Source organism: Sphingobium sp. B11D3B (assembly GCF_025961735.1).
In the GTDB taxonomy this organism is placed as follows: Bacteria; Pseudomonadota; Alphaproteobacteria; order Sphingomonadales; family Sphingomonadaceae; genus Sphingobium.
In genome coordinates, this window is sequence record NZ_JAOQOF010000001.1 from 762,470 (window position 1) to 777,348 (window position 14,879).

General features: G+C 63.1%; 17 protein-coding genes and 1 tRNA gene. 6 read left to right on the top strand and 12 right to left on the bottom strand.

The features are described from left to right. Positions 1-47: 47 nt before the first annotated feature. A complete protein-coding gene (locus M2333_RS03615; protein WP_264610891.1) occupies positions 48-1,250 on the top strand; it encodes an acyltransferase family protein in 1,203 nt (400 codons plus the stop codon). A gap of 264 nt (positions 1,251-1,514) precedes the next feature. Here M2333_RS03615 and M2333_RS03620 read toward each other — a convergent pair. Then, positions 1,515-1,591 (bottom strand) — tRNA-Pro (locus tag M2333_RS03620). Between the two features lie 303 nt (positions 1,592-1,894). Between M2333_RS03620 and yajC the strand changes: the two genes are divergently transcribed. The 5 genes from yajC (at position 1,895) to M2333_RS03645 (ending at position 5,935) form a co-directional block, all read left to right on the top strand. After that, a complete protein-coding gene (yajC, locus tag M2333_RS03625) occupies positions 1,895-2,227 on the top strand; it encodes a preprotein translocase subunit YajC (protein WP_264610892.1) in 333 nt (110 codons plus the stop codon). A gap of 6 nt (positions 2,228-2,233) precedes the next feature. Further along, positions 2,234-3,832, top strand: coding sequence for a protein translocase subunit SecD (secD, locus tag M2333_RS03630; protein WP_264610893.1), 1,599 nt, complete (start codon positions 2,234-2,236; stop codon positions 3,830-3,832). 12 nt (positions 3,833-3,844) lie between these two features. Next, positions 3,845-4,819: a protein translocase subunit SecF gene (gene secF, locus M2333_RS03635; protein WP_264610894.1), complete on the top strand. Its 975-nt coding sequence runs from the start codon at positions 3,845-3,847 to the stop codon at positions 4,817-4,819. A gap of 34 nt (positions 4,820-4,853) precedes the next feature. Beyond that, positions 4,854-5,234, top strand: coding sequence for an Mth938-like domain-containing protein (locus M2333_RS03640; RefSeq protein WP_264610895.1), 381 nt, complete (start codon positions 4,854-4,856; stop codon positions 5,232-5,234). Between the two features lie 173 nt (positions 5,235-5,407). Continuing rightward, entirely contained in the window at positions 5,408-5,935 is a 528-nt protein-coding gene (locus M2333_RS03645; protein ID WP_264610896.1) for a hypothetical protein, read from the top strand. Between the two features lie 45 nt (positions 5,936-5,980). Here M2333_RS03645 and M2333_RS03650 read toward each other — a convergent pair whose 3' ends face one another. From M2333_RS03650 to tsaB, 11 genes are all read right to left on the bottom strand, one after another. Further along, positions 5,981-6,916: a hemolysin family protein gene (locus tag M2333_RS03650; RefSeq protein WP_181559992.1), complete on the bottom strand. Its 936-nt coding sequence runs from the start codon at positions 6,914-6,916 to the stop codon at positions 5,981-5,983. An 8-nt stretch (positions 6,917-6,924) separates the two neighbouring features. Further along, positions 6,925-7,467, bottom strand: a complete 543-nt coding sequence (gene ybeY / locus M2333_RS03655) for an rRNA maturation RNase YbeY (RefSeq protein WP_264570673.1) — start codon at positions 7,465-7,467, stop codon at positions 6,925-6,927. Beyond that, entirely contained in the window at positions 7,460-8,455 is a 996-nt protein-coding gene (locus M2333_RS03660; RefSeq protein ID WP_264575570.1) for a PhoH family protein, read from the bottom strand. Before M2333_RS03660 ends, ybeY begins: the two co-directional genes overlap by 8 nt. A 387-nt stretch (positions 8,456-8,842) precedes the next feature. Then, positions 8,843-9,238, bottom strand: coding sequence for a nuclear transport factor 2 family protein (locus M2333_RS03665; protein WP_264610897.1), 396 nt, complete (start codon positions 9,236-9,238; stop codon positions 8,843-8,845). A 99-nt stretch (positions 9,239-9,337) separates the two neighbouring features. Then, the gene (locus tag M2333_RS03670) at positions 9,338-10,372 is read right to left on the bottom strand and encodes a rod shape-determining protein (protein ID WP_181559988.1); all 1,035 of its coding nucleotides are present in this window, start codon (positions 10,370-10,372) and stop codon (positions 9,338-9,340) included. 114 nt (positions 10,373-10,486) lie between these two features. Next, entirely contained in the window at positions 10,487-11,836 is a 1,350-nt protein-coding gene (miaB, locus tag M2333_RS03675; protein WP_264612557.1) for a tRNA (N6-isopentenyl adenosine(37)-C2)-methylthiotransferase MiaB, read from the bottom strand. A 50-nt stretch (positions 11,837-11,886) separates the two neighbouring features. Next, positions 11,887-12,612 (bottom strand): lysophospholipid acyltransferase family protein, encoded by a 726-nt coding sequence (locus M2333_RS03680; RefSeq protein WP_264610898.1) that lies wholly within the window; start codon positions 12,610-12,612, stop codon positions 11,887-11,889. Next, positions 12,613-13,044, bottom strand: coding sequence for a Fur family transcriptional regulator (locus M2333_RS03685; protein WP_181559986.1), 432 nt, complete (start codon positions 13,042-13,044; stop codon positions 12,613-12,615). Between the two features lie 135 nt (positions 13,045-13,179). Next, a complete protein-coding gene (locus M2333_RS03690) occupies positions 13,180-13,599 on the bottom strand; it encodes a MucR family transcriptional regulator (protein ID WP_181559985.1) in 420 nt (139 codons plus the stop codon). Positions 13,600-13,708: 109 nt separating this feature from the next. Beyond that, on the bottom strand, positions 13,709-14,203 hold the full coding sequence (locus tag M2333_RS03695; protein ID WP_264610899.1) for a GNAT family N-acetyltransferase: 495 nt from the start codon (positions 14,201-14,203) through the stop codon (positions 13,709-13,711). Further along, a complete protein-coding gene (gene tsaB, locus M2333_RS03700) occupies positions 14,203-14,877 on the bottom strand; it encodes a tRNA (adenosine(37)-N6)-threonylcarbamoyltransferase complex dimerization subunit type 1 TsaB (RefSeq protein ID WP_264610900.1) in 675 nt (224 codons plus the stop codon). The genes M2333_RS03695 and tsaB overlap by 1 nt, the downstream gene beginning before the upstream one ends. Between the last annotated feature and the right edge of the window lie 2 nt (positions 14,878-14,879).

The window sequence follows — 14,879 nt, forward strand, 5'->3', positions numbered from 1 at the left end:
CCGAGGGGGGCGTCGGTTGACGCGGAATTGCCCTTAAGATAGCGCGAATGACCGTGGAGAATTCAGATACATCGGCTTCGGGTCGCCATCGATATGTCGTGCTCGATAGCCTGCGCGGTATCTTTGCATGCGTGATCGTGTGCATCCACATCAAAGGCGAAAATCACATCTCGCAGCTTGAGGTCGTCAAGAACGGATATCTGTTCGTCGATTTCTTCTTCGTGCTGTCCGGATTCGTAATTGCCTCCAGCTATGGCCGCAAACTCGCGAATGGTTTTCCGGTGGGCAAGTTCATATGGCTCCGTCTCGGCCGGATCTTTCCACTGCATCTATTTGTGCTACTGCTTTTCCTCACCTTTGAGATCGTTTTCGCCACTATCATGCCCGGTCTGGGAGGCCGGAAACCCTTCGCTTTCCCGTTTACCATCGACGCTTGGTTCGCCCAGCTCGCTCTGATCGGCATATTCGTGGGGCCAGACGACCTGACATGGAACGGCCCTAGCTGGTCGATCGCGGCGGAGATGTGGACCTATCTCATCTTCGCCCTGCTGATGCGCTATGCGTCTCGCTTTATGATCCCAATATGCATTGCGATCGCGATCTGTGCTCCGCTGGCCCTTCCATTTCTCACCGACCGTTACATGCAGGCGTTCCATGATGGTGCGCTTGTGCGCTGCCTGTACGGCTTCTCACTCGGCGTTGTTGCATGGCATCTCATAGCGCAGGTGGAGAAGCTCGATTTGGGGGGTCGTGACACGTTGATCGAGCTGCTGATTGTGGGGGCAATCATCACATTTTTGGCATTCGTCGGCGTTGGGGCGCTGACATTGATCGCACCCTATCTGTTTCTCATCGCCCTGTTGATCTTTGCGCGGGAGCGAGGCGCCATCAGCGCGCTTTTGCGCAAGGCTGCCTTTGTCAGGCTCGGTGTACTGTCTTATTCGATTTATATGGTGCACACCTTCTTGCTCTACAGGTACGTCAACGTCCTCAGCGCGGTGGAGAAAGCCACTGGAGCCGATCTCGTCGTGTCGATCGATGGCATTAATTATGTCGGTGGCGGGGCGTGGATGGCTGACGTGCTCGGGCTGATTTTGTTTGCTGGGGTCATCGCGTTCGCCGAGATCACTTACCGCTTCGTGGAAAAGCCGGGCCAGCGTTGGGCTAAGGGCGCGCTGAGCCGGCGCGATTTAGGACAACAGCGCGAAACTGCTCCTGGAGGCGCACCTCGCCCAGCGCCATCCGACTAAACGTTGCGGCAACAGCGTGGTCGAAAGCGGCGATTTGCTGGATAAGATGAAGCATGATGGCCTGAGGGGCAGCGCCCGGTACTGCTATGCGGCTGGGTGACATCGCCAGAAAAGTTTGCAGCTCCGGTGTCGCCGAACGATGTGTTGACGATAATCCTTAAGCGCTATCCTAATAGCGCGGCTGCTCAATGAGCACTGTGATGGGCTACGTTAATGCTAGGCTAATTTCTGCCTGCCTGGCCGTCCGGGGAAACGGCGAAAATTTGGTCGGGACGAGAGGATTCGAACCTCCGACCCCCACACCCCCAGTGTGATGCGCTACCAGGCTGCGCTACGTCCCGACCGGAGGTGCGCTCCTAGGCGTATCGCGCGGAAGTTGCAAGGTCCGTTGGCGCCTCCTCGGGCATGATTTTTCATTTTGCTGGTGGCCGGCAGGCGGGGCGGAGTGACGGGGCGATTGTTCGGCGCGCTTTGCTTGGCCGGCGCGCGGCGCGGCGGCAGCGCGGGGGAAGGGCGCCCGGCGATCTCGGTTGCCTGCACCGGGGCGATATGCTAGCCGCGCGCCCTTGAAACAGTGTGTGTGAGGCCGCATCTGCGGGGCGCGCTGTTCATCCATCTGCTGATTGCCCTGCTCAAGGATCGCAATGTTCACAACTTTTGCACTCGCCGCCGCTGCACCGGGCTCTTCCGGAATGGCCAGCTTCATGAGCTTCATCCCGCTGATCCTGATCTTTGCGGTGTTCTACTTCCTGCTCATTCGTCCGCAGCAGCAGCAGATGAAGAAGCATCGTACCAAGATCGGCGCGGTCAAGAAGGGCGATCAGGTCGTCACCGGCGGCGGCCTTGTCGGCAAGGTGACCCGGGTGGACGACACCTATGTGGATGTCGAGCTCGGCCAGGGCATCAAGGTGAAGGCGGTCAAGGCGACCCTGAGCGATGTCGTCGATCCGATGACCGCCAAGCCCGCGAACGACTGACGGGCCATGCTCGACTTTCCCCGCTGGAAGATCTGGCTCGTCCTTGTGGCGCTGGTCGTCGGCAGTCTCTATGCCGTGCCCAGCTTCCTGCCCGACCGGACCTATTCGCAATTGCCGCGCTTCATGCAGGCGCGCGTCAATCTCGGCCTCGACCTCTCCGGCGGCAGTCACATTCTGCTCGAGGCGGACACGAAGGACGTGGCGCGCCAGCGCATCCAGAATATCGACGAAGCGATCCGTGTCGATCTGCGGCGGGCTGATAGCCGCATCGCCATTGGCGAGATGTCGACGCAGGGCAACGCGCTGCGCTTCATGGTGCGCGATGCCACGCAGGTGGATGCCGCCGTCGAGCGCATCCGTCCGCTGACGCGCGGTGCCGGCCTCACGGGCCAGCGCGACTTCGATGTGCAGGTGCGTGATGGCAGCACCATCGTCGTGACGCCGACCGAAGCCGGCATCAACGCCGCCGTCGAGAGCGCCATGGAAGTGGCGACGGAAGTCATCCGCAAGCGCATCGACGAGATGGGCACGCGCGAGCCGACCATCATCCGCCAGGGCAGCAATCGCATCGTCGTGCAGGTGCCGGGCCTTCAGGACCCCGCTCAGCTCAAGGATCTGCTCGGCCAGACCGCGCAGCTTGAGTTCAAGCTGGTCGACACGACGGCCAATCCGGCCGACTTGGCGCGCGGCATCGCGCCAGTAGGCAGCGTGCTGGTGCCGTATCCGGACAATCCGCTCGGCCAGCCGGTTATCGCGGTGAAGCGGCAGACCATGGTGGCGGGCGATGAGCTGATCGACGCCCAGCAATCCTATGATCCCAAGACCAATGCGCCGGTGGTGAGCATCCGCTTCAACAGCTCCGGCGCCAACAAGTTCGCGCGCACCACGCAGCAGAACGTGAACAAGCCGTTCGCGATGATCCTCGATGGCACGGTGCTTTCGGCGCCCAACATCAACGAGCCCATCCTCGGCGGATCGGCGCAGATCAGCGGCAACTTCACGGTCGAAAGCGCCAACCAGCTGGCGATCGCGCTGCGCTCCGGCCAGCTTCCGGTGAAGCTGACGGTGGTGGAAGAACGTACGGTCGGGCCGGATCTTGGCGCTGATTCCATCCGCAAGGGTATCATCGCCGGCGGCGTGGCAACGGCTGCGGTGCTGCTGATCATGGTCATGGCTTATGGCCGCTTCGGCATCTACGCGAACCTAGCGCTGATCTTCAACGTGCTGATGATCGTCGGCATCATGGCGCTGTTCAATGCGACGCTAACCCTGCCGGGCATCGCCGGGTTCGTGCTCACGGTCGGCGCGGCGGTGGACGCCAACGTGCTGATCAACGAGCGCATCCGCGAGGAGCAGCGACGGGGGCGGAGCATCATGCAGACCGTCGAGACAGGCTATAAGGAAGCGCAGCGCGCGATCTTTGACGCCAACACGACGAACGTGATCGCTGCCGCTTTGATGTTCTATTTCGGCTCCGGGCCGATCAAGGGCTTCGCAGTCGTGCTCACCATCGGCATCTTCACCTCGGTCTTTACGGCCGTGACGGTGACGCGCCTGTTCGCTTCCTTCTGGCTGCGCAAGCGGCCGACGACACTGACGATCTGAGGCACAAGACCAATGCGCTTGCTCAAGCTTGTCCCGGACAACACCAACATCGGCTTCCTCAAATGGCGCCATGTCGCCATGGCGATCAGCATGATCTCGATCATCGCGTCGATTGCCCTGGTGGCCACGCGCGGCCTCAATCTGGGCGTCGATTTCGTCGGCGGCCAGATGATGCGGGTCACTTTCTCGCAACCCGTCAATCTCGATGCGCTGCGCGGCACCGTGGATGCGGCGGTGGCCGGCGAGGTGAATATCCAGCAGTTCGGCTCGGCCCAGGATGTCTCGATCCGCACGTCGCTGCCCGAGGGCGGAGAGGATGCCGCGAACCAGGCCGCCGAGCGGCTCAAGGCGGCAATCCTCAAGAGTCATCCGGACGCCAAGTTCGGCAGCGTCGACACCGTGTCGGGCAAGGTCTCCGGCGAGTTGTTCCAGACCGGTGCCTGGTCGATGTTCTTCGCGATGCTGGCGATCTCCATCTACATCTGGTTCCGCTTCGAATGGCAGTTCGGCCTCGGAGCGCTGTTCGCGCTGTTCCATGACGTGGCGCTCACCTTCGGGTTGTTCGCGCTCACCCAGATGGAGTTCAACCTGAACATCGTCGCGGCCTTGCTGACGATCATCGGTTATTCGCTGAACGACACCATCGTCATCTATGACCGTATCCGCGAAAATCTGCGCAAATATCGCAAGATGGAGCTAATCCCGCTCCTCGATCTCTCGATCAACGAGACGCTCGCACGCACGGTGATGACCTCGCTGACGATCATCATCACCCTGGTCGTGCTGCTGCTCCTCGGGCCGGAAGTGATCTTCGGCTTTACCGCAGCCATGCTGTTCGGCATTTTCGTCGGCACCTATTCGTCGATGTACATGTCGGCACCGCTGCTGGTGTGGACCAAGGTCGGCTCGGACAGCTTCGTTGCTAAGGCGGGCGGTCAGGTGGCAGGCGCCGAGCGGACCCTCAAGAACGAGACGATGCCGCGCTGATCTCGCGGCATCCGTCGGGCGGGGAGGAAAGAGCATGGAACTGCTCCGCGACGAGAAGCCCGCGGGCCCGGTAATCACCGGCTTTGCCGGGCGCGGCTTTCGCGTGCGCGATCATGTGTTCGACAGCGGCATCCTGATTGATCCGTCTGGCGTGGTCCCGTGGGACGCGCCGACGACGATCGACAAACTGACGGTCGAGATGCTGCGCCCGATCCTGGATCTCGACCCGCCGGCAGAATTTCTCCTCCTCGGCACTGGACCCAGGCTGGTCAGGCCCTCGGCAGCGTTCGTCCGCGCCGTCGAAGCCATGGGGATCGGCGTGGAGGCCATGGACAGCCGCGCGGCGGCGCGCGCCTGGGGTGTGCTGCGGCAGGAAGACCGGCAGATCGTCGGAGCGCTGCTGCCACACCGGTGAAGCATCTGATTGGGGCTGCATCACGCGGCTTTACCACCTGACGCGAATTCTTAACTTCGGTTCGCTAGACCTGTCGTCAGGGCCAGAAAAAGCAGGAACAAAATCCGGCAACGGACGTCCTGTACGGGTGAGGATGGAGCGTGATGGGGCAGCTCCTTATGTGAGTATGTCGCATGGCCGTCATCGCCGTAGATTTTGAAGCGTCCTGCCTGCCGCAATATGGCCGGTCTTTCCCTATTGAAGTCGGCATTGCCAGCACCGAAGGCTGGAGCCGATCCTGGCTGATCCGTCCTCATGCGGACTGGTCGGATTGGCAATGGAGCGAGGAAGCCGAGAGCCTGCACGGCATTTCGCGCGCGCAACTGGAGCGGGATGGGCTGGATGCCGGCTGCGTCGCACGGCAATTGCGCGCGGCCGTGGCCGGGCATGAGGTGATTGCGGACAGCTATTTCGACGATGCGTGGTCACGCACGCTCTTCGCGGCGGCGGGTGAGCCCGCGCATTTGCACATTCGTTGCCTCGCCGAGCTTCGTCTCTTCCACGATACCGACCGCACCGTGTTGATGCGTCTGCTCGATGCGGCGGATCGTCAGCGGGCGCGGCGCCACCGTGCCGAGGATGATGCGCGCTGGCTGGCCCAGCTCATGGCGGGTCTGATTGCCGAGAGCGACATGGCCAGGCCAGCGGCGCGCGCCGCTTAGGATCGCGTTAGACCGGCCGCCGGCGAACCTCGCGGCGGCCTTGGCCTACTGCTCCAGATCGTCGGCCAGTGCCTCGGGCGGATGCAGGCGCACCCGCGCGACATGGCGCGGATTGGCTTCGACGATTTCGATGCGCCATCCGCTTGGTTCATGCTCGATGAACTCGCCGGTCTCCGGCACGCGGCCCGCAATCACGAACGCGAGGCCGCCGATGGTGTCGACGTCCGAATCGACCTCGGCAAGGCGCGGATCGATGGTCCGCGCGATGTCTTCCAGTTCGGCGCGCGCGTCCGCATCCCACATGCCGTCTTCCAGCGGCACCAGCAGCGCCTCGGGTTCCTCGTCATGCTCGTCCTCGATATCGCCGACGATTTCCTCGACGAGATCCTCGATGGTCAGCAGCCCGTCCGTGCCTGAATATTCATCGAGCACGATCGCGAGATGGGTGCGCTTGGCGCGCATCTCGGCGAGCAGATCCAGCACGCCCATGCTCTGCGGCACATAGAGTGGCTGACGGATCAACGTCTCCAGCGACTCCGGGTGCGCTTCTCCGCGTGCCAGAATGGCGAAGGCATCGCGAATGTGGATCATGCCGGTGACATGATCGAGCGTGTCCTTGTAGACGGGGATGCGGCTGTGGCCGGCCTGAGCGAAAAGCGCCATCAGCTCCGTAAAGCTGGCATCCTGCGAAATGGCGATGATGTCCGCGCGCGGCACGGCGACATCGTCCACAGTATGCTCGCTGAAATGCAGCATGTTGCGGAGCATCTGACGCTCGATCGGGGTGAGGTCGCCCTTACGGGACGTCTCATCTTCCTGATCGTCATATTGCTCGATGACGCTCTCAAGCTCGTGCCTGAGGCTGGTCGATCCATTATCGCCGAAAAGCAGGGCTTTGAGGCCCTGCCATATTCGTCCGCCTTCGCTGCTACTACTACTGTCGCCCTCTTTGGAAGGGGACGGTGCGGATGTCTCCGACATCTTCTGGATCAATTCCCTGTTTCGTCAATCGGCCCGGTCATGCCGGGCTCGCGATCCCCATATGGATCATCAATGCCCAGCGTTTCAAGGGCTCGTATTTCAAGGCGCTCCATCGCCTCGGCCTCGGCATCATTCTCATGATCGTGGCCGAGCAGGTGGAGCGTGCCGTGAACGATGAGATGTGTCGCGTGATTTTCCAGCGAAACCGCGCGTTCCAGCGCCTCGCGGGCGCAGGTTTGGTAGGCGAGGATGATGTCGCCGAGCAGAACTTCACCATCGTCGCTATTTTCGATGGATTCGATGAGATCGCTCTGGATCATCGGAAAGGAGAGGACGTTGGTCGGCTTATCCTTGCCGCGGAAGGAGGCGTTGAGCTGCTGGACTTCGGCATCGTCTGCCAGCCGGATGGAGAGTTCGACGCAAGCATCGCTGTCGATGATCACCGATTGCGAAGTTTGCGCGAGCGCGGCGCGCACGGCTCGATCAGCGAGCGCGTTCCAGTCGGTCTTCTCGGCCCATTCCGGGCTGGCCTCGGTCAGCACTTCAAGCATTCGGGCCCTCATAAGCCGCGACGATCCGTCCAACGATGGGATGGCGCACCACATCGGCCGTGGTGAAGCGGGTGACGGCGATGCCTTCAATGCCCTCCAGCCGCTCGACTGCATCAGCGAGGCCCGATGCGCCGGGCTGTGGGAGATCGACCTGCTTGGGGTCGCCGCAGATGACCATGCGACTACCTTCGCCAAAGCGGGTGAGGAACATCTTCATCTGCGCGATGGTGGTGTTCTGCGCTTCATCGAGGATGATGAAAGCATTGGCGAGCGTGCGGCCGCGCATGAAGGCGAGCGGCGCGACCTCGATCTCGCCCGAGGCGATGCGCCGCTCGACCTGCTCGGCGGGGAGCGTGTCGTAGAGGGCATCGTAAAGCGGGCGGAGATAGGGGTCGACCTTCTCCTTCATGTCGCCGGGCAGGAAACCCAGGCGCTCGCCGGCCTCGACGGCAGGGCGCGAGAGAATAAGGCGGTCCACAGAGCCGGTGATGAGCTGGCTCACCGCCTGCGCGACGGCAAGATAGGTCTTGCCGGTGCCGGCCGGCCCGAGGGCGAAGATCAGCTCGTTGCGGGCCAGCGCGTCCATATAGACGCCCTGATTGGCCGAACGCGGCACGATGGTCTTCTTGCGGGTGCGGATCATCACCTTGGGCGGCTCCGACACATCATGCCGGATGATGCCATCGAGCGTGGGCTCGGCGGACATGGCGATCACCGCCTCCACCGCGCCGCTGTCGACCGTCTGGCCGGCGGCGAGGCGATTGTAGAGTCCCTGGAGGACATCGCGGGCGCGAGCGGCGCCTTCCGCATTCCCTTCGATTTGCAGCTTGTTCCCCCGTGCGGAGATGTACACGCCGAGGCGGTTCTCGATGGCTACAAGGTTCTGGTCATATTCCCCGAACAAGGCGCCGAGCAGAAACGGCTTGTCGAAGACCAGTTCGAGGCGGGCCCGTTCTCCGGCCTGGGCTGGCACGGGGCGCTTAGGCAAGCGGGCGACCAAGCGGTCGACTCAGGGCGCGGGGCGCGATGAGAGTGTCTGTCATTGCCAAGCTTCATGCCAGAAGGGCGGGGGGAGCGACAAGCGCGAAGTCTCGCCCTTGAGGTGAAAAGAGGGGCGGCGGTTTTGCGCCGCACAAATGGTGGCGATGTCGTTGGCTCGTCCCTCTCCCCTTGAGGGAGAGGGATGCGCAGGCTTGGCAGCGGGCTGCCTAGCCGAAGCTGGGAGAGGGGTATGCGATCCGCCGGATCGCGCTGATCGGAGATCCGCCACCCCTCATCCAACTGCGCCTACCCGCCTGACGGCGGCAAGGCTGCGTATCCTTCTCCCGCAAGGGGAGAAGGGCGCATGGCGGAGCGCAATTCGTCGTCCGATCCGCTAACTTTGCGCCGAATCCCAATGCTCCACGATCAGGCCATCGCGAATGCGATAGGTGTCGTACCACCAGACCGGCGTGAGCCGCGCGGGATCGTGCGGGTCCGGCAAATGCCGCTGGAACATGAGCTGGACGAGGTCGCCCTCGGCGAGGACGAACTCGAACCGGGTCAGCGGATAGGTGCCGGGCTCCAACGGCTGCATGTCTGGAAATTCGGTGCGCAGGAAGGCGATGAGTGCTGCCAGTCCTTGGCCGATGCCGGGCGAATGCTGGATATAATCGGGCGCGATATATTTGCCCGCAGCCTCGATGTTGCGGCCGTCGATGACATCGTGCCACATCGCCAGCACAAGTTGCTTGTTGGCCGCGAGCGCGGCGGCTTCCGGCGACTGCGCCATATCCTCTCCCCAGCAGTGTCGCCCAGGACTAGCGGGTTCCACCGACAGGTAAAATGGCGATTGGAAGGTGCGCCCGGGCACATGCTCGGGCGCTGAGTCTCAGGCTGGGGCGAGCACGCCGTCGTAGATCGAATCTTCCAATGCCCGACCGGCGCCCATCGCCACGCACATCAGCGGGTTTTCGGCGATCTTCACGGGCAAGCCGGTCGCGACCGCAATGGCCTCGTCCATGCCCCGCAGCAGCGCGCCGCCGCCTGTGAGGGTGATGCCTTCATCGATAATGTCGGCGGACAGCTCCGGCGGGGTTTCCTCCAGCGCGGTCATCACCGAGCCGACGATCTGGTTGATCGATTCGCGCAGGGCCTCGGCGATCTGGGCTTCGCTGATCTCGATTTCGACCGGGCGGCCATTGACCAGGTCGCGTCCGCGCACGCCTAGGGTTATGCCAGCGCCGTCGGGCGTCATCGCGTTGCCGATCTGCTGCTTGACGCGCTCGGCCGTTATCTCGCCGATCATCAGATTATGATGGCGCCGGACGTAGGAGGAGATGGCTTCGTCCATCTTGTCGCCGCCGACACGCACCGAGCCGCTATAGGCGATGCCGCTGAGCGACAGCACGGCCACCTCAGTGGTGCCGCCGCCAATGTCGACGACCATGGCGCCAATCGGGTCCACGACTGGCAAGCCCGCGCCGATCGCCGCTGCCATGGGCTCCTCGATGAGCTGCACGTCGGCAGCGCCTGCGCGCGAGGTGGCGTCGCGGATTGCGCGGCGCTCCACCATCGTCGCGCCCGAGGGCACCGCGACTACCACGCGGTTGCGGCCCATGCGGGCACTGCCCAGCGCCTTGTCGATGAAATGCTTGATCATCTGCTCGGCGATTTCGATGTCGGCAATGACGCCATCACGCAGCGGACGCAGGGCGCGCACGCCTTCCGGCGTCTTGCCCAGCATCAGTTTGGCCTCATTGCCGACGGCCTTGATATGGCCGACGCCCGCGATCGTCTCGATCGCGATGACGGACGGCTCGTTCAGGACGACGCCCTTGCCGGCGACGTGAACCAATGTGTTGACGGTGCCCAGATCGATGGCGAGATCATGGCCGGAAAAGCTGAAAAAGCGGGAAAACTTCATACCCTCGAGATCGTCACTGAGTGAAGCCGTTCACATGCCGCGCGGGCACGGTGGCGTATTCTGCAAAGAGGTGAAGCGGTGTTTTCAGGGGACCGTTGCCCGCGCCCGCCCACCTCAGGCGGCAAGCGGACTGGCGAGCGCGCCGGCGAGGCTGTTGGGCCCGGCCGAGAGAATATCCACCGCGATCAGATCGCCGATGGCCGCGCTCGTGCCATCGATGTGGACCGACTGGAGCCAGGGCGTCTTGCCGATGAGCTGGCCGGGGTGCCGCCCCTTGCGCTCCAGCAAAATAGTCGTGCGCTGGCCGACGCTGGCCTGATTGAACGCCAATTGATGAACGTTCAGCGCGGCCTGCAGGCGCTTGAGGCGCTCGTCCATCACCTCTGGCGCGATCTGGCCTTCCATATCGGCAGCGGGCGTGCCCGGGCGCGGACTGTATTTGAAGCTGAAGCATTGCGCATAGCGTGCCTCGTGCACGATGCTCAATGTCTCCTCGAACTCTGCATCGGTCTCCCCGGGAAAGCCGACGATGAAATCGCCGGACAGGGCGATGTCCGGCCTGGCGGCGCGGACGCGCTCGATGATGCGCAGATAGGAGTCGCGACTGTGGCTGCGGTTCATGGCCTTGAGGATGCGGTCCGAGCCGGCTTGCACCGGCAGGTGGAGGAACGGCATCAACGCCGGCACCTCGGCATGGGCATCGATCAGCGCCTGCGTCATGTCGTTGGGGTGGCTGGTGGTGTAGCGGATGCGCGCAAGGCCGGGCAGCCTGTCCAGCGCGCGGATGAGCCCGTCCAGCCCCTGCGGGCGACCGGCGTCGTCTTCGCCGGACCAGGCATTCACATTCTGGCCGAGCAGGCTGATCTCGCAGGCGCCAGCATCGACCAGCGCGCGCGCCTCATCTAGGATGGCGCTCCAGGGGCGGCTGACCTCCGCGCCGCGCGTATAGGGCACGACGCAATAGGTGCAGAACTTGTCGCACCCCTCTTGCACGGTGAGAAAGGCAGACGGTGCGGATCGGCGTGCCCGACCCGGCAGCACGTCGAACTTGGAATCGGCCGGCATGTCCGTATCGACGGCCTCGCGACCCGCCACCACATCGTCGATGAGGCCGGGGAGGCGGTGATAGGCCTGCGGGCCGACGACGATATCGACGGCCTTGGTGCGCCGGGTGATTTCCGATCCTTCGGCCTGCGCCACGCAGCCCGCGACGGCGATCATCGGGCGCGTGCCATCCTCCCGCCGCAGCCTGCCAATGTCCGAATAGACCTTTTCGGCGGCCCGCTCGCGGATGTGGCAGGTGTTCAGCACCACCAGATCCGCCTCTGCACCATCGCCCGCCGCCGTCATGCCGCGCGCCGCCAGCAACTCGCCCATGCGCTCGCCATCATAGACGTTCATCTGGCAGCCGAAGGATTTGACATGGTAGGTCTTGGGCGGGGTCTGGGTCATGCCCGCGCCTATACAGCCGTTAGGACGAGGGGGGAAGGGCAGGCCGTTGCGGGGCCTGTCGTTCAGCCGGGCAGGCCCAGGGCGGCGGCCAGTCGCGCGCGCGCATTGGCGGCCAGTGCCTTGCGATCAGGGTGATCGCCGGGATCGAATGGATCGAGGAATCGCAGCGTAAGGGTGCGCCGGCTTGGCGTGCCGAGGATGCGGAGCGCATTGGCGACACCGCTCTCGCCTTCCTTCCATGCGACCAAATCTGTGGCGCCTCCATAATCGATCACGACCGGCTGGATGAGGATCGAGCGGGGCGGCGGGAGAAGAACCGAAAAGAGCGCCGGCTTGAAGGGCAGCAATGACCTACCGTCGCCCGTGGTGCCTTCCGGGAACAGGGCGATGGGCTGATGGGCCGCGAGCGCCGCGCGAACGGCATCGATTTGACCTGACACCGCGCCGCGCCGCTCGCGGGTGATGAACACGGTATTATTCTGCGCGGCGAGCCAGCCGACGATCGGTGCGCGCTGTACATCATCCTTCGAGATGAACGCGGTCCCCGTGGCGCCGCCCAGCGCCAATATGTCGATCCAGCTCACATGATTGGCGATGAAGAACACATCGTGCAGCAAGGGCGTGCCCTCGATGCGGACGTCAAAGCCCGTCGCGTGCGCGGCGCGCGCGAGAAAGCGCTGGGGCCAGGGCGAAACGCCGCGGCGCCGGGCGAGAAGATGCGGGATGACGCAGGCAATGACGACGCCGATCAGGCGCGCAAGCCTCGCGAGCGCGCGCAGGCGGCTCACTTAGTCCTTGCTGCGATCGCGATCGAGCGAGACGCCGTAGAGCTCCATGCGGTGATCCACGAGCCGATAGCCCAGCTTCTCGGCAATCTGGCGCTGGAGCTGCTCCAGCTCCGGGTCCACGAACTCCACGACCTTGCCCGACTCCACGTCGATCAAGTGATCGTGATGGGCTTCTGGCGCCGGCTCATAGCGCGCGCGGCCATCGCCGAAATCATGACGCTCCAATATGCCTGCCTCTTCGAACAGGCGCACAGTGCGATACACCGTGGCGATGGAGATATTGCTGTCGATCGCGGAGGCGCGCTCGTGCAGCTTTTCCACATCGGGATGGTCTTCGCTTTCGGAAAGCACGCGGGCGATCACACGCCGCTGCTCGGTGATGCGCAGGCCGCGCTCTGCGCACAGCGCTTCTATGTCAATCGTCCGGGACATGGGGACTGTGTAGCTTAATTTAGCCGTTCTGGAACCCGCAATTTCGGCTTTTTGACGATTGGCAGACAAGAAAAATGCCGCCCTTGTGCAAAGGCGGCATCGTTCGATTTTTGTATTCGCGCGCGGGGCCCGGGATTATTTGCGGCCGCGCTTGCGCGTGGTGCCGAGACCGATCTTCTTGGCCAGCGTGCGGCGCTGTTCGGCATAGTTGGGCGCGACCATCGGATAGTCAGCGGGGAGGCCCCACTTGGCGCGATAGTCTTCCGGCGTCATCTGATAATGGGTCATGAGATGCCGCTTAAGCATCTTCAGCTTCTTCCCGTCTTCCAGGCACACGATGTAATCGGGCTTGATCGAAGAACGGACAGATACGGCCGGCTCCTGCTTGGGCTGCGGCGGCGGGACGTCCTGCTGAAGACCGGCCAGCGCACTGTAAACATTTTGGATCAGCGTAGGCACGTCCGACACAGCCACGCTGTTATTGGATACGTGGGCAGCCACGATATCCGAGGTGAGCGTGATCAGCACTTCGTCTTGAGCGTTAGTATCGGACATATGAAGTTCCCATTATCAACTTGCGACCCGTAGAATCGCTATTCTTAGGCTATATTCTACCATTAAACATTATGGGGATCGAACGATGAGCGCAAGAGAAGTTTCGGACTCAGGACGCTGACTGTCCCAAAACGAGTTTCAAACTCAAAGCATCAAACCGGGAACCGTTCGATCCACAATAGTAGTTAAGTCGAACATTATACTGATGAAAGCCGGCTTTGATATAAAGATGAAGAGCTGGATTCCCTGATCGCACTTCCAGAAAAATTGTTTCTGCGCCGGTTCCCTCGGCCTCTGTCATACAGCGATCAAGTAATCGGCGGCCATGTGTCCGCCCACGATGATCCGGATGGACGGCAAGCAAAAGAAGCTCCGCTTCGCCGGCAATACTGCGGATCAGGCCGAAGCCGACCGGTCCGGCATGGGTGTAGCCAGTCACCAGAATGGAGCCGGGCAACTGCATCATGCCCATCAATTGCGCAGAGGACCATGCTTCGCCAAATTCCGGTGGGAAGGCGGCCGACATCACCTGCATGGCGGCGCCGATCTCGTCCACACAAGGATCGAGACTGGCCACGATGCGGAGCGCCTCCTTGTCCTGCATCAGCGAACCGGCGCTGGTCTGGGCTTGCTTGCGGCAGCCATAGGCTTGGCGTCTGCCCCGCGTCCGTAATCCGGCACGGGCGGGCGGGTGCGTTGCGTCACCGGCAGGCGGAACACCGCGCGGGCATCGGGAAGCAGCGGAGTGGCCCGGCCTCGCGCGCCGGCATCGACCAGCGTCTGTGCGCCCGATCCGACGAGCAGGCCGCCGTTGAGAGACGCCGCCAGTTCGTCGATTGGCGTGGATCGGACGATGAGGGGCGGGCTGTCGGGTGTGACGGGCGATGCCGCTTCTACCCAGAAGATTTCGCCATGTCCGCCGACCATTGTCACTGCGAACGGCTCTGTCGGTGCAAGCTCGGCGCGGGCGATGGCGGCAACCAGATCGAGACAGCCATATCCGGACACAGGCACCTGCCATGCGAAGCCCAGCGCGCGCGCGGCAGCCAGCCCCACGCGCACGCCGGTGAAGCTGCCGGGGCCAATGTCCACGAGAATGGCGTCAGCGCGCCCGCCCTCGGGCAGCGCAGCGATGGCGGGCAGCAGCGCTTCGGCATGACCGCGCCCCAACTCGCGATGCGTTGCGTCAATCAGCTGGTCGCCATCGAACAGGGCGATGGAGAGCGCCGGCGTGGCGCAATCGATGATGAGCGTGCGCTGCGCCAATGGCTGGCTCATCG

Bases quoted from the DNA above. Each gene is read 5' to 3' on its own strand.
- M2333_RS03615 (WP_264610891.1), top strand. From the start codon at position 48: ATGACCGTGGAGAATTCAGATACATCGGCTTCGGGTCGCCATCGATAT.
- yajC (WP_264610892.1), top strand. From the start codon at position 1,895: ATGTTCACAACTTTTGCACTCGCCGCCGCTGCACCGGGCTCTTCCGGA.
- secD (WP_264610893.1), top strand. From the start codon at position 2,234: ATGCTCGACTTTCCCCGCTGGAAGATCTGGCTCGTCCTTGTGGCGCTG.
- secF (WP_264610894.1), top strand. From the start codon at position 3,845: ATGCGCTTGCTCAAGCTTGTCCCGGACAACACCAACATCGGCTTCCTC.
- M2333_RS03640 (WP_264610895.1), top strand. From the start codon at position 4,854: ATGGAACTGCTCCGCGACGAGAAGCCCGCGGGCCCGGTAATCACCGGC.
- M2333_RS03645 (WP_264610896.1), top strand. From the start codon at position 5,408: ATGGCCGTCATCGCCGTAGATTTTGAAGCGTCCTGCCTGCCGCAATAT.
- M2333_RS03650 (WP_181559992.1), bottom strand. From the start codon at position 6,916: ATGTCGGAGACATCCGCACCGTCCCCTTCCAAAGAGGGCGACAGTAGT.
- ybeY (WP_264570673.1), bottom strand. From the start codon at position 7,467: ATGCTTGAAGTGCTGACCGAGGCCAGCCCGGAATGGGCCGAGAAGACC.
- M2333_RS03665 (WP_264610897.1), bottom strand. From the start codon at position 9,238: ATGGCGCAGTCGCCGGAAGCCGCCGCGCTCGCGGCCAACAAGCAACTT.
- M2333_RS03670 (WP_181559988.1), bottom strand. From the start codon at position 10,372: ATGAAGTTTTCCCGCTTTTTCAGCTTTTCCGGCCATGATCTCGCCATC.
- M2333_RS03685 (WP_181559986.1), bottom strand. From the start codon at position 13,044: ATGTCCCGGACGATTGACATAGAAGCGCTGTGCGCAGAGCGCGGCCTG.
- M2333_RS03690 (WP_181559985.1), bottom strand. From the start codon at position 13,599: ATGTCCGATACTAACGCTCAAGACGAAGTGCTGATCACGCTCACCTCG.
- M2333_RS03695 (WP_264610899.1), bottom strand. From the start codon at position 14,203: ATGCAGGACAAGGAGGCGCTCCGCATCGTGGCCAGTCTCGATCCTTGT.
- tsaB (WP_264610900.1), bottom strand. From the start codon at position 14,877: ATGAGCCAGCCATTGGCGCAGCGCACGCTCATCATCGATTGCGCCACG.